We start from the raw sequence: 16,989 nt of genomic DNA on the forward strand, positions 1-16,989 counted from the left end.
TCACCCCGCCCCTCCCGCCAACGCCGAAGTCCTGATGCCCACCCGGTTCGTCCGCCACAAGCGCCAGTTGCGCGCAATGCTGCTGGATGAGGAGCCGTGGTTTGCCGTCAGCGACCTGGCCCGGCTGATCAACCACGCACCGCTGACCGAGCGCGTGCAGCGCAATCTGGACGAAGACCAATTGCAGCGCGCCTGGCTGCGCAATAGCCATGGCAAGTTCGAGCAGGAACTGCTGATCAGCGAGTCCGGCGTCTACGCGGTGCTGATCCTCTACTACCACCCGGAAAATCGCTGCATCCGCCAATGGCTCACCCGCGAGGTGATCCCGCGCCTGCGCGAAGAGGAACGCTTCGACGGCCGCGGCCCCTACCGCGAGCTGATCCTGTGGCAGGACCGCGAAATCGAGGTGCTGCACTGGCAGGGCAAGGCCTGGCTGTACTTCGGCGACTGCCCGAACCTCTGGCAGCGCCCACCCCTGGTAATCGGCTAGCAGGATGAAGCCTCTGTAGGAGCGAGCTTGCTCGCGAACAGTCCGAGCCGATCTTTCGCGAGCAAGCTCGCTCCTACAACTGCGGCAGTGAAGCAGGCGCCGACATCATGCGCCGATTGCGACCGTCCAGGGACCCACGGCAAATCCACGTACCAGGTGCGTGGCCCCTTGCTCGTCAGGGGCAGCCCCTTGCGTTAACCGAGCATCAGGTCGAGGCCTGCAGGTGCGCCCTGGTTTCGCGAATGTCCTTGGCGGGCGAGGTGCCGAACATTCGACCGTATTCCCGTGTGAACTGCGGGACGCTCTCGTATCCCACGTCGGACGCGGCTTTGCTGATCGCAGTACCTTCGAGCATGGAGCGCCTGGCTTCAATCAGCCGCAGCTGCTTTTGAAACTGCAGCGGGGTCAGCGAGGTAATGGCGCGGAAGTGGGCATGGAACGCGGAAATGCTCATTCCCGCAGCGTCTGCAAGTTGCTCCATTCGCAACGGCTTGGCGAAGTCGGCACGGATCCTGGCAACTGCACGGCCGACGCGCTGGGCATGGCTGTTGGTGACCCCGAGTGAGCGAATCGCGCTGCCGTGCTTGCCCGACAGCAACCAGTAGTGCAGTTCGCGCAGTAGTTGCTTCCCCAGCACCGGAACGGAAGCGGGCCGTTCCAAAAGGCGAATCAGGCGATGCGCCGCGTCCGCGACCTCCGCGTCAGTCGGCTCCACCCGGACTGGCGCTCCAATGGAAAAGGGTGCCGATCCCATTTCGACCACGAGTGACTCGATCAGCGCAGGGTCCAGCTCAACGACGAAGGAGTAGTACGGCTCGCCGAGGGAGGCTCGGGTGATCTGGCTGACCGTCGGCACATCGGTCGTGATCAGCAGCGACTCACCTGCACTGAAATCGAAGGTGCTGCTGCCCATCGCGACACGCTTGCCCCCTTGAAGTACCAGGGCAACCAGCGGTTTCGAGATCGCATATTGCAGAGGTGTGGGCATCGTCTCACGGAGGATGACCAGTCCGGGAAATGGCGTCTGCGCGACTCCATTCCTGTGGTTAGCGTCGGCATAGCGGCGTGCGGCTTCGAGCAGATTGTTTGTCATGGATGGAATCTTGCCGGTGAGTCGATACAGATCAATACGAGCCGGAAGAATTGGCAACAATCAAATAGGAATAGGCAAAGGAAGTCGTTAAGTCTTCCTGAAATACCTGCGTGATCTTCGTGTGCAAGCGCTGCCTCGTATTAATAGGCAAGACATGTCGACAATCACGCAACCTGGAAAGGTCATCGCTCCCCATAGTTGCAGCACCTGCAACGTCCACCCCAGGAGACCCCCGATGACCACCATCTCGATTATCACCGGCGCCAACCGTGGCCTTGGCCGCAACACCGCTGTCAGCATCGCGCGCCATGGCGGCGACGTCATCCTTACCTACCGCAACGGCGCCGAGGAAGCCAAAGCCGCAGTCGCCGAGATCGAGGCGCTCGGACGCAAAGCCGTAGCGCTGCAACTGGACGTCACTGATGTCTCGTCCTTCGCGGCCTTCGCCAATACCGTCGCCGAGGCACTGTCCACCACCTGGAACCGCTGCAGCTTTGACCACCTCATCAACAACGCCGGCCAGGGCGAGATGGCAGCCATCGCCGACACAACCGAAGCGCAGTTCGACGCGCTGTTCAACACACACGTGAAGGGCGTCTTCTTTTTGACCCAGACGCTGCTCCCACTGATCGAGGATGGTGGGCGAATCGTGAATTTCTCGTCAGGTCTGACCCGTGTATCGGTCGCCGGCTTCTCTGCCTATTCGGCGGCCAAAGGCGCAGTCGAGATCCTCACGGTCTATATGGCCAAGGAGTTCGGCAGCCGTGGCATTGCAGTAAACACGGTGGCTCCTGGAGCCATAGAGACGGATTTCCTGGGTGGCGCTGTGCGCGACCTCCCTGACCTGAACAAGCAGTTCGCCGATATGACGGCGTTGGGCCGGGTAGGTGTGCCGGATGATGTCGGACCGATGGTGGCGAGCTTGCTGAGCCCGGACAATCGCTGGGTTACCGCTCAGCGAATCGAAGTGTCGGGCGGCCAGACTATCTGAAGTGGCCTGGGTCCATCGTGCTACGGCGCCGCCCAGGACAATCGGCTGCCGTCCGTAAGTGGGTCCGAGTAAAGCGAAGCCCAACGCTCCTGACGGAGCGTTGGGCTTCGTTCCTCCGCCAATCCTGCCTCGTGCGCTCGGGAGAGGGTTTTCGCGTTATCACCACGCCGGCCTCGTACAAAGCACATTGACTTGTACAAATTTAGCGTTACGCTCCTGAAATATTGTACAAACACTATTCTGTGTACAAATATTCAGGAGCACCTGGATGTCTGCTTTCTTGCAACGCTTTGCGCAGTCGTTCTCCACGCTGGGTGCGAACCGCTTGGGCGCGCTGGAGGAGTTGTACACCCCGGATGTGCAGTTCCGCGATCCGCTACACAGCCTGAATGGCCTCCCCGCGCTTCGACAGTACTTCGGGCAGATATATGCCGGCGTCCAGGATCTGCATTACGAATTCCAGGGCTTCGATGAAGCAGGCCCCGATCAAGGCTACCTTCGCTGGACCCTGCGCTTTCGCCACCCGCGCTTGGCCGGGGGTGAAGTTATCCAGCTGGAGGGCTGCAGTTACCTGCGTTGGCGGGAGCGGGTTTACCTGCACCACGACTACTTCGACGCCGGGGCTCTCCTTTACGAACACCTGCCCTTGATGGGGCGGCTGATTGCGTGGCTCAAGCGGAGGCTCGCATGAGCCGCATCTGGCTGACTGGCGGCAGCAGTGGCATAGGGGCAGCGCTGGCGGAAATCCTGCTCGAAGAGGGTCATCAACTGGCCTTGAGTGCCCGCCAGATTGTGCCTTTGCAGGCACTGGCAGCGCGCTTCCCCAGCCAGGTTCTGCTTGTAGCAGGCGATATCAGCGAATGGCAGCAGGTCGCAGAGATCGGCCGGCATATCGAACACACGTGGGGTGCCCTGGACCTGGTGATCCTCAATGCCGGCACCTGCGAATATCTGGAGCCGGGGCACTTCGACACTGAGCTGGTGGAGCGAGTGGTTCGCACCAACCTGCTCGGCGCCAGCCACTGTGTACAGGCCGCGTTGCCTCTGCTTCGCCGTGGCAAGCGCCCGCACCTGGTTGTCATTGGCAGCGCGGTGACCTGGCTGGCTCTACCGCGTGCGGGGGCCTACGGCGCATCCAAGGCGGCGCTGCGTTATCTCATCGAGTCCCTGCGCATCGACCTTGCCGCCGAAGGCATCGACGTAACCCTGGTCAGCCCCGGTTTCGTCGACACCCCGCTTACTCGCCGCAACGACTTTCCCATGCCCATGTGCTGGTCAGCACAGCGCGCGGCCAGACGTATCGCCACGCGCCTGCGGAATCGGCCTCTTGAGATCAACTTCCCGCAGCCCTTCATCCTTGCCATTCGCCTGTTCGGCAGCCTTCCAGTGCGCTGGCGCCTGGCGCTGGGACGACGTCTGGCACGCCCTCAACAAACGGACTGAATCGTGCGCATCGCAATCATCGGCAGCGGTATATCTGGCCTTACCTGCGCGCACCTGCTGGCGCGCCGCCATGACGTGACGGTGTTCGAAGCCTCCCATTGGGTCGGCGGCCACACCCATACCGTCGACGTCGAATGGCAGGGTCAACGCTATGCAGTGGACACCGGTTTCATCGTATTCAACGACTGGACCTACCCGAACTTCATCCGCCTGCTGGAGCAACTGGACGTGGCCTCGCGGCCTACCGAAATGAGCTTCTCGGTGCATGATCCGGCCAGTGGCCTTGAATACAACGGCCGCGACCTGGACAGCCTCTTCGTGCAGCGCCGCAATCTGTTGTCGCCGGCCTTCTGGGCGATGCTGCGCGACATTCTGCGCTTCAACCGCGAGGCACCGGCCAGCCTGCACGAACAGCGCATCGACGCCGCCACCCGGCTGGGTGATTACCTGCAGATGCACGGCTACGGGCAGCGCTTCATCGAGCACTACATCGTTCCGATGGGCTCGGCCATCTGGTCGATGTCGCGGGCACAGATGCTTGATTTCCCACTGCAGTTCTTCGTGCGCTTCTTCCATAACCACGGCTTGCTTTCGATCAGCGATCGCCCGCAGTGGCGGGTGATCGAGGGAGGCTCGCGCAGCTACATCGAGCCGCTATGCGCCGGTTTCCGAACAGGCCTGCGGCCTGGTTGTGCAGTGCAGCGAGTCAGCCGGGACGTCGACGGAGTGCGCGTGCTCAGCGCTGCGGGATGGGAGCGCTTCGACAAGGTGGTATTGGCCTGCCACAGCGATCAGGCCCTGGCCCTGCTCGAGGCCCCGAGCCTGAATGAGCGAAAGGTACTTGGCGCCTTGACCTACGCCTGCAATGAGGTGCTCCTGCACACCGACGACAGCCTGCTGCCAAGCCGGCAAAAGGCGTGGGCGAGTTGGAACTATCGGCTGGGCGGCCCACCGGGATCTCCGGCCACGCTGACCTACAACATGAACATCCTGCAAGGCCTGGACGCGCCGGTGACCTTCTGCGTCAGCCTGAACCAGGGCGCAGCGGTCGACCCGGCCAAGGTGCTGGCACGTTTCGAGTACGCACACCCCCAGTACAGCCACGCGGCGGTAGCCGCTCAAACCAGCCAGGAAAGCCTCCAAGGCCAGCAGCACAGCTACTTCTGTGGAGCTTACTGGGGCAACGGCTTTCACGAAGATGGCGTGGTGAGCGCACTCAAGGTCGCCGCCCATTTCGGTGAAACGCTGTGAACAGCAGCCTCTGTCGCGGTTGGGTCAGCCATCGGCGCTTCGCGCCCCGCCCGCACACCTTCCGCTATCCCATCGGAATGCTCTACTTGGACCTTGCGGAGCAAGAACAGGTGCTGAACACGTCGCACCTTCTGCGGCCCTGGCGCCTGGCGCCGTTATGCTGGCGTGAGCGCGACTACCTGCCAGCCTGGACTCGCGCCGGCATCCCCCTGGCCGAGGCCGTGCGGGAGCTGCTGCGCGACGCGCTGGGCGCCGCCCCTCTAGGCGCCATCCACGTGCTGACCCAGCCACGCAGCTGGGGCCTGTCGTTCAACCCGGTGAGCGTCTACTTCTGCCATGACGACACAGGGCGGCTGGCGGCGATTCTCTGCGAGGTGCGCAACACCCCCTGGCGGGAACGTCACCACTACGTACTGCCGGTCCACCCCGGAGAGGCTGCCGAGTTTCGGGTGGCCAAGGCCTTCCACGTCTCCCCCTTCCTGTCACAGGACATGGATTACCGCATGCGTTTCCTGGCCGAGGGCTCACACCTTCGCGTGCACATGGAGAACTGGCGCGATGGGGAAAAGCTGTTCGAGGCCAGCCTCAGCTTGCAGCGCCAGGCACTCGACGCCGCGGGACTGCGCCGTCACGTCCTGGCCTTCCCGTGGATGTCCCTGCGCACCTTGACCGCCATCTACTGGCAGGCCCTGCGGCTGCTGCTCAAAGGAACGCCCTTGCACAATCACCAGGCCAGCGAGCGCCACCTGAGCGTCGGCCACCCCGCCAACGAGGACTCCACGCATGCCCGATCCCACTCTGAGCGCTAGCAAAGCCGGCAACCTCAGCCCGCTCGCAGGCGGCCTTTTCAAGCAGGCCGTCCTCGCCCAACTGCGTCGCCTGCGCCATGGCCACCTGCGAGTTCTGTTTCGAGGCGAGCAACTGGGTTTCGGCGACCCAACCAGCTTGCTGCAGGCCGAAGTCGAGGTCCTGGACGACGCGGTCTGGGGACTGGTCGCCAGCAATGGCTCGATAGGCGCAGGCGAGGCCTACATCCTGGGTTACTGGCGCAGTCCCGACCTGGCTGCAGTGACTCGTTTGTTCGTCGCCAACCTGGCCGTGCTTGACGCCATGGAGAGCGGCCTGGCGCGACTGGGCCGCCCGATGCTGCGATTGCTGCACTGGCTCAATCGCAATAACCGAAGCGGTTCTCGCCGCAACATCATGGCGCACTATGACCTGGGCAACGCGCTGTTCGAACGCTTGCTCGACCCCAGCATGATGTACTCCGCCGCCATGTTCGAAAGCGCCGAGCAGGGCCTGGAAGCGGCTCAGTTGAACAAGCTCGAACGCATTTGCCGCAAGCTCGACCTGCGCCCAGGCGACCACTTGCTGGAGATCGGAACCGGCTGGGGCAGCCTCGCGCTTTACGCAGCCAGCCACTACGGCTGCCAGGTGACCACCACTACCCTGTCAGAAGCGCAGTATGCGCACACCCTAAGGCGTGTCGAGGCCCAGGGCCTGCAGCAGCGCATCCACGTGCTGCGCGAGGACTACCGCGATCTCGAAGGGCGCTACGACAAGCTGGTGTCCATCGAGATGATCGAAGCGGTCGGCCACCGCTACCTTCCCGAGTACTTCCGTCGTTGCGCTGGGCTACTCAAGGAAGACGGCCTGATGCTGCTGCAAGCCATCACCATCCGCGACCAGCGCTACGAACAGGCTCGCCGCTCGGTGGATTTCATCCAGCGCTACATCTTCCCCGGCGGTGCCCTGCCCTCGCTGACCAAGATGCTGCAGACGGCCAGCGCCGAGACTCAGCTCAACCTTCTGCACATGGAAGACTTCGGCCTGCACTATGCCCGCACCTTGCGGCAATGGCACGACAACCTCCGGCAATCACGCCAGGCCTTACTGGAGCTCGGCTACGACGAGACCTTTCAGCGCCTCTGGGAGTTCTACCTGTGCTACTGCGAAGGCGGCTTCGAAGAGCGCGCCATTGGCGTTGCCCAGCTGCTCTGGGCAGGCCCGGCCTCTCGCAGCGCGCCCCTGCTGGAACGGCTGTAGGCCGAGTCATGAGTCGGGCCTGGCTGCTGGGCAACGCGCTCTGGCTGCAACTGGGTTGGTGGGGCTGCGTGCTCGGCGCACAGGTTTCCTGGTTGCTGTTCGCAGTCGCCGCCGGGCTGCTCGCGCATTTGGCACTGTGCCCCCTACCCCGGGCGGAGGCTGGCGCATTGCTGCGCGTGGCCCTGGGTGGCTGTGCGATGGACACGGTGCTTGGCACATTGGGCGTATTCGACTTCGACCAGTTCCCTCTTCCGATCTGGCTTGTCCTGCTCTGGCTGGTGTTTGCCTGCGGCCTGCGCCACAGCCTGGCCTGGGTAGCGCGGCCAGCCTGGCGTGGCATGCTACTCGGGGGGATCGGCGGCCCACTGGCTTACTGCGCAGGCGCGCCGTTGGCTGACGTTTCACTGCCGCTTGGCATCGCCGGTACGGCGCTGGTTCTGGCTCCGCTATGGGCTGCCTGGATGCCGCTGGCGTTCCGCCTGTCGGGCACGCGCTGAGCGACGGCACCGTTCCGAGCAGTAGCGAACCTCGTTCCAGCAGCGCACCCAGCGCCTACGCCAGATGAACGGGCGGCCGCAGACCGGGCACACCTTGCTCGGCAGTTCAGCTTTCTTCACAGGGCCTCTCCGCTATCCAGTCGCGCCAGCAGTTCCTCGCCGCGCAACCAGAGAGCCTCGCGGCGCGTTTCATCCATGTTCAGCAAATTGCGATAAACCATGGCCAGGCGCGGGTTTTCCCCCAGGCGATCACGGTGGCGCATGAGGAAGTGCCAGTAGAGCGCATTGAAAGGGCAAGCTTGCGGCCCCGTTGCCTCGTCAACCCGGTAGCGGCATCCCTTGCAGTAATCCGACATTCGCTGGATGTAGCGGCCACTGGCGCAATACGGCTTGGAGCCAAGGTATCCGCCGTCGGCGTGCATCACCATGCCCAAGGTATTCGGGAGTTCGACCCAGTCGAAGGCATCCAGGTAGACCGCCAGGTACCACTCGCAGATGGCCTTGGGGGCGATGCCGGCGAGCAGCGCGAAGTTGCCGGTCACCATGAGTCGCTGGATGTGATGGGCGTAGCCCAACTCGAGGGTTTGGCCAATCACCTGGGCCATGCAGCGCATGTCGGTGGCACCCGTCCAGTAGAACTCCGGCAGCGGGCGGAGATTACCGAATGCGTTGAGTTCGGCGTATTCGGGCATGCGCAGCCAGTAGATACCGCGCACGTACTCGCGCCAGCCGATCAGTTGGCGAATGAATCCCTCGGCGGCATTCAGCGGCACCTGCTTTCGGCGGTAGGCCGCTTCGACATCCGCACACAGTTGGCGCACATCGAGCAGGCCGATGTTCAGCGCAGCGCTGATTCTCGCGTGAAACAGAAATGGCTCGCCGGTGGCCATGGCGTCCTGGAAATCACCGAATGCGGCCAGGGAGAAGTCGAGGAAGTGCTGCCACAGTACCTGTGCGTCGGCGTGGGTCACCGGGTAGTCGAAGGCGTCCAGGTTGCCGTAATGGTCGCGGAATCTCGCCCGGACCAGCGCCAGCACTTCTCGGGTCATTGGATCCGCTTCGAAGCTCGTGGGGAACGGGCCACGCAGGCCACGCGGCAGCGTTCTGCGGTTCTCCGCATCGAGATTCCAGGTGCCGCCCAGCGGACTGCCGTCCAGCTCCAGCAGGAAGCCGGTACGTTTGCGCATCCCACGGTAGAAGTGCTCCATCCGCAACTGCTTGCGACCGCTGGCCCAGCGTGCGAATGCCAGTCGAGAGCACAGGAAGCGACGGTCGGGGTGCCACACCAGCGGCAGGCCGGAGTCCTTGAGCGCCTGCTCCAGACGCCACTCACCGCACTCAGTGATATGCGCCTCCCTGGCGCCCAATGTCTCCATCCAACGACACAGCTCCCCCGGCAGGCTGCCGCTATTGCCGTCATCGTCCAGGCGCACATAGATCACATGCCAGCCGCGTTCGCGCAGCGCTTCGGCGAAGTGCCGCATGGCGCTGAATATCAGCGCGATCTTCTGAGGGTGGTGAGACACGTAACGCGCTTCAGCCTCCACCTCCGCCATCAGCAATGCGTCTTGCCGGGGGTCCAGGGCGTCGAACAGGCTCAGGTCGAAAGACAGCTGGTCGCCGAGCACCAGACCGAGGCGACGGGCAGGCACCGTCATAGGCGGACCGCCTGCCGCAACGCAAGAACGCAACCGTTAGCCAGCAACGGCGTCTCGGGTTCACAAGGCCTCGACCAGGCGTTCGGAATGACCAGCGCTTTCAGGCTCATGCTTCTTCCACGCTCACCAGGGTAGGCGCTCGCCGTTGTAGGCAAAAAATCCCCCGCTCTCAGCAGGCCCGAGGCGGTCGATAAGGCTCAGCAGATCTGCTGCTGCCTGTTGCGCCGGACGTGCTAGCGCCGCGCCTCGAAACGGCTCGGAGAGTCTGGAAATCACCGTCCCCGGGTGCAGGCACAGCAGACACGCCTGGGGCCGACTGCGGGCCAACTCGATGGCAGCGGTCTTCACCAGCATGTTCAACGCCGCCTTGGACGCACGGTAGGCGTACCAGCCTCCCAGACGGTTGTCGCCGATACTCCCCACCTTCGCCGAAAGAAACGCCATCGTGCCCCTTGCATGCAGCAACGGCAGGAAATGGCGCAGTACCAGTGCCGGCCCGAGTGCATTGACCTGGAACACGGCCTGCAAGGCATCCGCCTCAAGAGCAGCCAGGCACTTTTCCGGCTGCAGGCCGGAACGGTGCAGCAGGCCGGCTGAATGCAGGATCAACTGATACGGCCCTTCGGCTGAAAGCTCGGCGGCGGCCTGAGCGATGCTCGTCGGATCCTCCAGATCGATCCTTGGCGTGCTTGTGCGCCCCAGCTCGCGCACAGTGGCGCAGCGTGGGTCTTCGTGCAGTAGCTCGCAGAAGGCTGTCCCCAATGCGCCACTCGCGCCTATGACCAAGGCACGGTAACCATCATTCATCGACTGAAGACTGAGCATTTCTCAGGCACCAACTGATCAGGAGCCGCAGCACAGGCCTGCTGGACAAGCGATTCATTCGGCAGCGACCTCAAGGCCAAGCAGTCGGCGTCGCAGCTCGGGGTTGCGAGTGCGCGGGTCCAGCCAGATGGCGAAGAAGGCGCGAGCGAAATCGGGGTCTGCCACCTCTCGACTCAATTGCCCATCCACATAGAAGCGACACCCCCAGCCTGGCAAGTACAGGCCAGTGATGCTCTGGCCGGGAGCCACATCGACAAAGGCTTCGCGCATTTCATACGCCCAGCGTGATAAACGCTTCTGGTCGAGACTTTCACCACCGAGTCGGCGTATCTCGTCCAGACTGGTCTCGACCAAGGCGTCACGCTTGATCTCACGGCGGTAGGTCAGCTCCAGGGCGAAAGGCTGATCCAAGGTCGGGCTCGAGCCCCGGCTCCAGAGCCTCGCTTCGTAGACTGCAAAGCCGAACCAATTGAACTGGCCAGTGCCAACAGGTCGCGCCCCTGGCAAGTCGCCACGCCAGTCCGCCAGTGCCGTTGACGTGCCCAGCAATAGCGCCAAGGTCAGGCTAATCATCATGGGATACCCACGTTCGAGCAGCCAGCCACTAGCCACCTTGCGACTCCTCTGCCTGTAGGTGAAACTCGCCAAAATAATTGTACATATCAATATAATGTACAACTTATAGCGCTGTCAGGCTGAGCGGTCCAGTGTTCGCCTGCTCGCAACCGACCAAGCATCCGATCGCAAGGGAAATACCGGATGAAACCGTCTCGAGTCAGCAGGTAACCCGGCGCCGGTGATCCAGCCGAGCCATGGACGGCACCCGGTTTGATCGAGGCATTGCTGGATAAGGCGTAAGGCTGTCGAGCCCCAATGCGTAACGAGCTCAGACACGCATGCAGGTTCTCTAGACCAGAAGTTCCGGTGCGAGCATCGCCACCGGCATCCCTTTGCCAAGAACAGCCTCCAGACACAGGCTGGACTCGCCATCCGGCCAACAAACGAAGTACCCGCCCGCCCCCTTGTTCCTGATGCGGAATCGCCACTCCCGCTCAACCAATCGGCCAAAACCGCTTAGCGGCTGATCCAACTCGATCACCGAGTAAAAACCGGCACGCGTTTCAACCCGTTCCACGACCTTGACCTGGGCACTCTGGAGGGCAAGCACGACCGACTCCTGATCATCCAGAAGCTTGTCCAAGGCAAACAGTTCAAGGGGCGTCAGCTGCATGGCTACGATCTCGACTCACTTTCAAAAGGGCGAATGACACTTGCCCCGCCCTGTCGCTGCAGGGTGAGCGGCTCAAGCGCGGCCGGGTCATTCATCGTGCGCGGGTAGTTGTGCTTGTCGATACCGACGATGCTGATCCGTTCGAGCGGCACGCCAAGCGCCTGCAACTCACTTTGAAAGCGCTGACTGGAGCTGAGGCTGCCGCTGGCGGCGGGAATAATGACGATGCGCGATCGATCGCGCCCCCCGGCCAGCTCGATGAACTTCTCGTAAACCTGAACGTTGCTCGCCCTGAGCATGCCCCCGACCGCTATCAAGTGCCCCTCGGCAAGGGTCGACGCGCCATGTCCCGCTAGCAAAAGCGCAGCAATCAAGGCGCCAGGTTTGGTCCGCATTCTCATCTCTTGTTGCTCTTGTTCTGATGGAAATCTTGGGAGCACTTCCCGCCAAAACTCTATGACGCATTTAATTTCATGTAAATAATTTAATGAATTATTTTGAATCACACACAGGCACTGAAATTTCTTCCTGGCAATCCGTATCCTGACCCCGCACCTAACCAAAACCAACCCATTATAACCTGATGACGCACGCACGGCAGGGGTGAAGCAAGAAGAATCGCCCCAACGAATTGACACTATTTCAATCACAAATTAGCCTAATCGAAGCGATTCGCCTCATTACCGACGCATCGCCACATGGCCCAAAACGGATTCGCTGGATGCCGCTCAGTCACTCGCAGACCGGGGCACGAAGCGCTCCACCCGGACCACCACCGCACGAACTGGAGTAATAAATTGAACAAGATCGCTCTACTTGGCGCCCTGGCGCTCTCGGCTTGCGCCACGCTCTCCCAGGCACAGGACGCCCTGCGGATAGGGATCGAGGCCGCCTACCCACCTTTCGCCTTCAAGACCGAGGATGGACGCTTAAGCGGCTTCGATTACGACATTGGCAACGCCTTGTGTGCGGAAATGCACGTGAAATGCGAGTGGGTCGAACAGTCCTTCGATGGCCTGATTCCCTCGCTCAAGGTGCGAAAGGTGGACGCCGTGTTGTCTTCGATGTCGATCACACCGGACCGCCTGAAGTCGGTCGATTTCACCAAGAAGTACTACCACACCCCCGGCAAGCTCGTGATGAAGGCGGGAAGCGACGTAGCCGACCCAATCAAGGACCTGAAGGGCAAACGGGTCGGAGTGCAGCGCGCATCGACCTATGACCGCTACGCCAGCGACAAATTTGCGGAGGCAGGGATCGAGGTGGTTCGCTACGGCTCGCAGAACGAGGCGTTCCTCGATCTGGTTTCCGGCCGCATCGACGCGACCCTGGCGGACGTGGTGAATATCAGCGAGAGCTTCCTCAAAACCGATAGCGGCAAGGGCTTCGCACTGGTCGGTCCGGACTTCAACGATCCGAAGTACTTCGGCAATGGCGCAGGCATTGCCGTCCGTAAGGGAGATGCGACAACTGCTGATAAGTTCAGCAATGCAATCGCGACTTTGCGTGCCAACGGCAAGTACCAGGAAATACAGAGCAAGTACTTCAGCTACGACATCTACGGCCAGTAAACGCAGATCGGAGGTGCCCGTTTCGTCCGGGTGCCTCCTTGCCGCGTGGCCTGGCCAGGAAACGCGAAGTGAGCACTGTTGATGGCGTCATGGCAATTTCCATACTCACGCAGCGATCACATAAACTGGCGCACCTGGCCATAAGGACCCTCTCAGAGTCATGACCCGAGCGCCGCGAGACCTGTCTGTCTATACCTCACCCGTCATGCGCAAGCTGGCGTCGGCCTCCCCCGATCTGCAGCCCTCGCTGCGAAAAGTCGCCGACTTCATCCTGCGTCACCCGCTCAAAGCCGCAACCCTCACCATTGAAGAGCTTGCGCAGGAAACTGCAACCTCGGCAGCCGCGGTCAATCGACTGGCTCGCGCCCTGAAGCTAAGCGGCTACAGCGCGCTCAAGACAGCCTTGGTCAACACACTGCAAGATCTAGTATCGCCGGTGGATAAACTGCGGCAGGAACTGGCCCAACGCCCGGACGGCTCCTTCGGCTTGCATGAGCAGATGCAGGCCGCGGAAGGCAACCTTCGTGCAGCCGTCAGTAGCAACAGTCCGGCAGCTTTCGACGCGTTCATCGACTGCCTCAGCAAAGCACGCCGCATTTACATCCTGGGCTTCGGCAATAGCGCGTACATGGCTGGCCTGGCTGCAGCCAATCTGATGCCTTATTGCCCAGACGCTACAGCCATCAGCATGGAAGGCGGGAATGAGAATGCCGCTTATCGACTGGCGGCTATTACCGAGAACGACGTGCTCTTGGCAATCTCGCTACCCCGCTACTCGCTGGATACGATCCAGCTTGCGCGTTTTGCCAACGAGCGTGGAGCCAGTGTGTTGGCCATCACTGACTCTCCGGCCTCCCCTCTGGTGCAACTGGCCGAGCACGTGCTGTTTGCGCCTGCCGAACACCCCGTCCTGATCAGCTCGAACGCAGCCGTACTGGCTGTTATCGAGAGCCTGGTTGCCGCGGTGATGACACGCAACAAAGAAGCCGTGAAGCTGGCGGCCGAGCTTACCGAAAGCGTCATGTCATACCTGCACGTCCCCAGAGACCGACCGCGAAAAGCCGCAAGAGCCCGCAAGTCGGACCACTAGCCCGGGGCACCGCTGGCACATTGCATAAGCCGGGGATGTCCACCGGAACGAGGGGCCACAACGCTTGACTACCTGCCCACCAGTTCTGGGACCGACCTGTGAGCCCCTGCGGATAACGCCTGGCGTTGAAGGGGCGTACTGCGCCCCATCCGCCAGCTCTCCGGTCCGGATACAAGAATGGCTTTACCCGGCCGGATGAGGCACCCGTTTAGCTTGCCCGGATAAAGGACTCGGATGCCGAACGCTACACCGCCCGATGTCGATAGGAAAACTCCGGGTCAACGTGATCGATGGTACCCAGGATCTGCTCGGGCGAGCCCATTGCCGGCGCCATGGTCCAGCGCTCAAAGCGGTCGTTGCCGATGCGCAGCATGCCGGAGTGGGAGTTCTTGTCGCGGTCCACTTCCGGTTCCGGATCGTAGAAACCCAGGCTGAAACGCACCTGCTCGACATCTGCGGGAGCTCCGGTCAGGAACATCCAGCCGGGTCCCACGCCGTGTCGCTCGGCGTACTCACGAAGGGCGTGCGGGGTATCCAGTTCCGGCGCCAAGGTGATGGAGTACAGGTGCACCTGCCGCCCCAGGCGAGCGCCCAGGAGTCGTTGCACCTGTATCAGGTTGGCGGTCGCGGTTGGGCAGATACCGGCACAGGAGGTGTACATCATGTTGATCGCCACGACCTTCCCGCGAATCAGGTCATCGTAGAAGCGCACACGCTTGCCGTACTGATTGGTAAGCATCACGTTGGGCAATTGACTGGCGGTACGGTTGGGGCGATCCGCCCGCGCACCCTGAGTAGCGCCCAACCCCAGCGCAATCCCCACTCCGGCCACACCCAGGAGTCCGGCACTCACCAGCAGATTTCTTCTCGTGTTCATGGCTCTACACTCCTAGGCACTGGGTTCTTCGTTGTCATCGTCATCACCTTCGAGATCCCAGCGGATCATCATCGCGTGGTCCTCGTGGATCACGTTGTGACAGTGCATGACGTACTTGCCCTTGAAATCCCGGAAGCGAAAGAGCACGACCATCGTCATGGTCTGGTCGAGCACGAAGGAATCCTTGCGACCTCGCTCGTGCAATGGAATCGGTACTTCGACGCCATCGACCAACTTCTTGAGCATGATCCCCTCCTCGAAGTGCGAGTGAATCGGGTGCGACCAGCCGCCTCCCGTGCTGGCGAATTCCCAGATTTCCGCGCTCCCCTGGCGAACCCGCGCCCTTGGCCGATTGACATCGACCAGTTGCCGATTGACCTGCCACAACCCATTGCGTCGATCGAACTCCCAACGCCGAACCGGCAACCGCTTCAGCTCTTCGGGCGACGGCATATCCGGCAACGGGCGCAAGAACCGGGGCACCTGGCTCAGGTCCTGCTCAGGCGGATGGCGATCGACGATGAACTTCATGACGCGGGTGCCGGGGGCTTTGGAGTCCTTCGGTTTGCGCGTGCTCTCCTGGCGCAGCCGGTTGGTCAGGTAGAGTTCGGTGCCAATGGGGTACTTCGAGAAGTCGACGATTATGTCGGCCCGCTCCGCCACGCCAAGCCGGACGTGGGTGAAGTTGAACAGCGCTTCGGGAAGCAGGTTGCCGTCGTTGGCGATGTAGGTGAATCGCTGAACCGCATTGCGCGAATTCACCAGGTACAGGTCGTAGAAGCGGCTGGGGCCACTGTTCAGCAATCTCAGGCGGTACTTGCGGGCCGCGACCCGCAGCACCGGTTCGATCTTGCCGTTGATCACAACCTTGTCCCCTAGGACACCCTCGGCATGAAGCTGGTCGTAGAACAGCTGCCCGTCGGGCATCGGCGTAAAACGACGATCGCCGAATGCCAGAGGGTAGTCGTAGGGATGACTGGGAAGCCGCAGGGCGCTCGGGCGCGGATCGCGCTCATCGCCGGAATCGATATGGTCAAACAGCAGGTAGAAACCAATCAGCCCGCGATAGACGTTGGGCGCGGTGTAGTCCAGCGTGTGGTCGTGATAAAAGAGCGTTCCCAACGCCTCCCGATAGTCACCGATACCGTTTTGCAACTCATCGTAGCCGGCATAGATATTGGGGTAGAAGTGGTCCTTGAACTTCCCTCTGCCCTGCTCTGAGCCGGAGCGGTTCAGCGTTGGCCCTGCCTCATTGATGCTGTAGTAGTCGCCCGGAAATCCGTCGCTCTCCGAAGGGGTGTGCGCGTTGTGCAAGTGCGTTGAGATTTCCGGCGTACCGAAACCGACGTGATCCGGCGGCAGGTCGTTGTAGATGCGACAGATCACCGGCGCACCATATTCGGCAAAGATGGTCGCCGGGACGGTCGCATCGGGATTACTACCGCGATACGCCCAGACTTTCTGCTTGGGCAGGTCAGGGTGGGTCACCCACTCTGCATTCTGCACCACGCGCAGCTCATAGAACTCCGGCGCGCCCAGTGCGCCGGTCAGTTCTTCGTAGCGCTGATGCGCGTCACGCCCCGCCTCTCCTGCCGAGACGTTGGGCTCGATGGTAGGCGGCGGAACCAAGGCATCGGTATGCGCCACCGGAACGATGACCTGCGGCAGCTCCTCCATCCAGGGCCGGGTCTTTGGGCTGGGCGGAAAGATCGGTTGCGGCGTGGTGACCCATTCAACGGCCTGGCTGGGCTTGCTCGCCGGGAGCCAGGGTACTGCCAGGGCAGCCGCTGATAATTTCAGGAATGTTCGCCGTGTTGTGTCGCTGTTGTTCTGCTTGCTGGATAGTTCTTCCTCAGTGTTCCGCTTGCGGGTTCGCATCTGGTAGTTCCATCACCCCATCCTCAACGCATGCCACCTCAAACCGCC

19 protein-coding genes are annotated in these 16,989 nt (G+C 61.9%); 10 read left to right on the forward strand and 9 right to left on the reverse strand.

Annotated elements, in window-relative coordinates:
* The coding region (locus E8F20_RS11005; RefSeq protein WP_280283746.1) for a BRO family protein at window positions 1-490 on the forward strand (490 nt) is incomplete at its 5' end.
* 205 nt (window positions 491-695) lie between these two features.
* On the opposite strand, the gene E8F20_RS11010 is transcribed toward E8F20_RS11005, so the two are convergent.
* Window positions 696-1,583, reverse strand: coding sequence for an AraC family transcriptional regulator (locus E8F20_RS11010; RefSeq protein ID WP_280283747.1), 888 nt, complete (start codon window positions 1,581-1,583; stop codon window positions 696-698).
* 235 nt (window positions 1,584-1,818) lie between these two features.
* Here E8F20_RS11010 and E8F20_RS11015 point away from each other — a divergent pair, with 235 nt between their 5' ends.
* From E8F20_RS11015 to E8F20_RS11045, 7 genes are all read left to right on the forward strand, one after another.
* On the forward strand, window positions 1,819-2,574 hold the full coding sequence (locus tag E8F20_RS11015) for an SDR family oxidoreductase (RefSeq protein WP_280283748.1): 756 nt from the start codon (window positions 1,819-1,821) through the stop codon (window positions 2,572-2,574).
* A 268-nt stretch (window positions 2,575-2,842) separates the two neighbouring features.
* On the forward strand, window positions 2,843-3,265 hold the full coding sequence (locus tag E8F20_RS11020; RefSeq protein WP_280283749.1) for a nuclear transport factor 2 family protein: 423 nt from the start codon (window positions 2,843-2,845) through the stop codon (window positions 3,263-3,265).
* Window positions 3,262-4,017 (forward strand): SDR family NAD(P)-dependent oxidoreductase, encoded by a 756-nt coding sequence (locus tag E8F20_RS11025; protein WP_280283750.1) that lies wholly within the window; start codon window positions 3,262-3,264, stop codon window positions 4,015-4,017. The genes E8F20_RS11020 and E8F20_RS11025 overlap by 4 nt, the downstream gene beginning before the upstream one ends.
* Before the next feature lie 3 nt (window positions 4,018-4,020).
* Entirely contained in the window at window positions 4,021-5,268 is a 1,248-nt protein-coding gene (locus tag E8F20_RS11030; protein ID WP_280283751.1) for an FAD-dependent oxidoreductase, read from the forward strand.
* Window positions 5,265-6,077 carry a DUF1365 domain-containing protein gene (locus E8F20_RS11035; RefSeq protein ID WP_280283752.1) on the forward strand — a complete coding sequence of 271 codons (813 nt, stop codon included), beginning with the start codon at window positions 5,265-5,267 and terminating at the stop codon, window positions 6,075-6,077. Before E8F20_RS11030 ends, E8F20_RS11035 begins: the two co-directional genes overlap by 4 nt.
* Complete coding sequence (locus tag E8F20_RS11040) at window positions 6,052-7,314, forward strand: cyclopropane-fatty-acyl-phospholipid synthase family protein (RefSeq protein ID WP_280283753.1); 1,263 nt, start codon at window positions 6,052-6,054, stop codon at window positions 7,312-7,314. The genes E8F20_RS11035 and E8F20_RS11040 overlap by 26 nt, the downstream gene beginning before the upstream one ends.
* An 8-nt stretch (window positions 7,315-7,322) precedes the next feature.
* Window positions 7,323-7,811 carry a DUF2878 domain-containing protein gene (locus E8F20_RS11045; protein ID WP_280283754.1) on the forward strand — a complete coding sequence of 163 codons (489 nt, stop codon included), beginning with the start codon at window positions 7,323-7,325 and terminating at the stop codon, window positions 7,809-7,811.
* On the opposite strand, the gene E8F20_RS11050 is transcribed toward E8F20_RS11045, so the two are convergent.
* The 6 genes from E8F20_RS11050 to E8F20_RS11075 form a co-directional block, all read right to left on the reverse strand.
* Complete coding sequence (locus E8F20_RS11050) at window positions 7,761-7,931, reverse strand: DUF2256 domain-containing protein (protein ID WP_280283755.1); 171 nt, start codon at window positions 7,929-7,931, stop codon at window positions 7,761-7,763. The two genes, E8F20_RS11045 and E8F20_RS11050, sit on opposite strands and share 51 nt — an antisense overlap.
* The gene (locus E8F20_RS11055) at window positions 7,928-9,469 is read right to left on the reverse strand and encodes a cryptochrome/photolyase family protein (protein WP_280283756.1); all 1,542 of its coding nucleotides are present in this window, start codon (window positions 9,467-9,469) and stop codon (window positions 7,928-7,930) included. Before E8F20_RS11055 ends, E8F20_RS11050 begins: the two co-directional genes overlap by 4 nt.
* Window positions 9,470-9,592: 123 nt before the next feature.
* Window positions 9,593-10,294, reverse strand: a complete 702-nt coding sequence (locus E8F20_RS11060; RefSeq protein WP_280283757.1) for an SDR family NAD(P)-dependent oxidoreductase — start codon at window positions 10,292-10,294, stop codon at window positions 9,593-9,595.
* Between the two features lie 54 nt (window positions 10,295-10,348).
* Window positions 10,349-10,870 carry a chalcone isomerase family protein gene (locus E8F20_RS11065; protein ID WP_280283758.1) on the reverse strand — a complete coding sequence of 174 codons (522 nt, stop codon included), beginning with the start codon at window positions 10,868-10,870 and terminating at the stop codon, window positions 10,349-10,351.
* Window positions 10,871-11,201: 331 nt separating this feature from the next.
* Window positions 11,202-11,525: a hypothetical protein gene (locus E8F20_RS11070; protein ID WP_280283759.1), complete on the reverse strand. Its 324-nt coding sequence runs from the start codon at window positions 11,523-11,525 to the stop codon at window positions 11,202-11,204.
* Window positions 11,526-11,527: 2 nt separating this feature from the next.
* Window positions 11,528-11,920, reverse strand: coding sequence for a hypothetical protein (locus E8F20_RS11075; protein WP_280283760.1), 393 nt, complete (start codon window positions 11,918-11,920; stop codon window positions 11,528-11,530).
* A 402-nt stretch (window positions 11,921-12,322) separates the two neighbouring features.
* Between E8F20_RS11075 and E8F20_RS11080 the strand changes: the two genes are divergently transcribed.
* Window positions 12,323-13,096, forward strand: coding sequence for an ABC transporter substrate-binding protein (locus E8F20_RS11080; RefSeq protein ID WP_280283761.1), 774 nt, complete (start codon window positions 12,323-12,325; stop codon window positions 13,094-13,096).
* Window positions 13,097-13,256: 160 nt separating this feature from the next.
* Window positions 13,257-14,186 (forward strand): MurR/RpiR family transcriptional regulator, encoded by a 930-nt coding sequence (locus E8F20_RS11085; RefSeq protein WP_280283762.1) that lies wholly within the window; start codon window positions 13,257-13,259, stop codon window positions 14,184-14,186.
* A gap of 244 nt (window positions 14,187-14,430) precedes the next feature.
* Here E8F20_RS11085 and E8F20_RS11090 read toward each other — a convergent pair whose 3' ends face one another.
* Together E8F20_RS11090 and E8F20_RS11095 are read right to left on the reverse strand one after the other, a co-directional pair.
* The gene (locus E8F20_RS11090) at window positions 14,431-15,063 is read right to left on the reverse strand and encodes an SCO family protein (protein WP_280283763.1); all 633 of its coding nucleotides are present in this window, start codon (window positions 15,061-15,063) and stop codon (window positions 14,431-14,433) included.
* 12 nt (window positions 15,064-15,075) lie between these two features.
* Complete coding sequence (locus E8F20_RS11095; protein WP_280283764.1) at window positions 15,076-16,941, reverse strand: multicopper oxidase domain-containing protein; 1,866 nt, start codon at window positions 16,939-16,941, stop codon at window positions 15,076-15,078.
* Window positions 16,942-16,989 lie beyond the last annotated feature (48 nt).

The organism is Pseudomonas sp. BN415 (assembly GCF_029871195.1).
Classification (GTDB): Bacteria; Pseudomonadota; Gammaproteobacteria; order Pseudomonadales; family Pseudomonadaceae; genus Metapseudomonas; species Metapseudomonas resinovorans.

Coding starts and splice junctions, on each gene's coding strand:
- E8F20_RS11010 (WP_280283747.1), bottom strand. CDS start 1,583: ATGACAAACAATCTGCTCGAAGCCGCACGCCGCTATGCCGACGCTAAC.
- E8F20_RS11015 (WP_280283748.1), top strand. CDS start 1,819: ATGACCACCATCTCGATTATCACCGGCGCCAACCGTGGCCTTGGCCGC.
- E8F20_RS11020 (WP_280283749.1), top strand. CDS start 2,843: ATGTCTGCTTTCTTGCAACGCTTTGCGCAGTCGTTCTCCACGCTGGGT.
- E8F20_RS11025 (WP_280283750.1), top strand. CDS start 3,262: ATGAGCCGCATCTGGCTGACTGGCGGCAGCAGTGGCATAGGGGCAGCG.
- E8F20_RS11040 (WP_280283753.1), top strand. CDS start 6,052: ATGCCCGATCCCACTCTGAGCGCTAGCAAAGCCGGCAACCTCAGCCCG.
- E8F20_RS11045 (WP_280283754.1), top strand. CDS start 7,323: ATGAGTCGGGCCTGGCTGCTGGGCAACGCGCTCTGGCTGCAACTGGGT.
- E8F20_RS11055 (WP_280283756.1), bottom strand. CDS start 9,469: ATGACGGTGCCTGCCCGTCGCCTCGGTCTGGTGCTCGGCGACCAGCTG.
- E8F20_RS11060 (WP_280283757.1), bottom strand. CDS start 10,294: ATGCTCAGTCTTCAGTCGATGAATGATGGTTACCGTGCCTTGGTCATA.
- E8F20_RS11065 (WP_280283758.1), bottom strand. CDS start 10,870: ATGATGATTAGCCTGACCTTGGCGCTATTGCTGGGCACGTCAACGGCA.
- E8F20_RS11070 (WP_280283759.1), bottom strand. CDS start 11,525: ATGCAGCTGACGCCCCTTGAACTGTTTGCCTTGGACAAGCTTCTGGAT.
- E8F20_RS11075 (WP_280283760.1), bottom strand. CDS start 11,920: ATGCGGACCAAACCTGGCGCCTTGATTGCTGCGCTTTTGCTAGCGGGA.
- E8F20_RS11085 (WP_280283762.1), top strand. CDS start 13,257: ATGACCCGAGCGCCGCGAGACCTGTCTGTCTATACCTCACCCGTCATG.
- E8F20_RS11090 (WP_280283763.1), bottom strand. CDS start 15,063: ATGAACACGAGAAGAAATCTGCTGGTGAGTGCCGGACTCCTGGGTGTG.
- E8F20_RS11095 (WP_280283764.1), bottom strand. CDS start 16,941: ATGCGAACCCGCAAGCGGAACACTGAGGAAGAACTATCCAGCAAGCAG.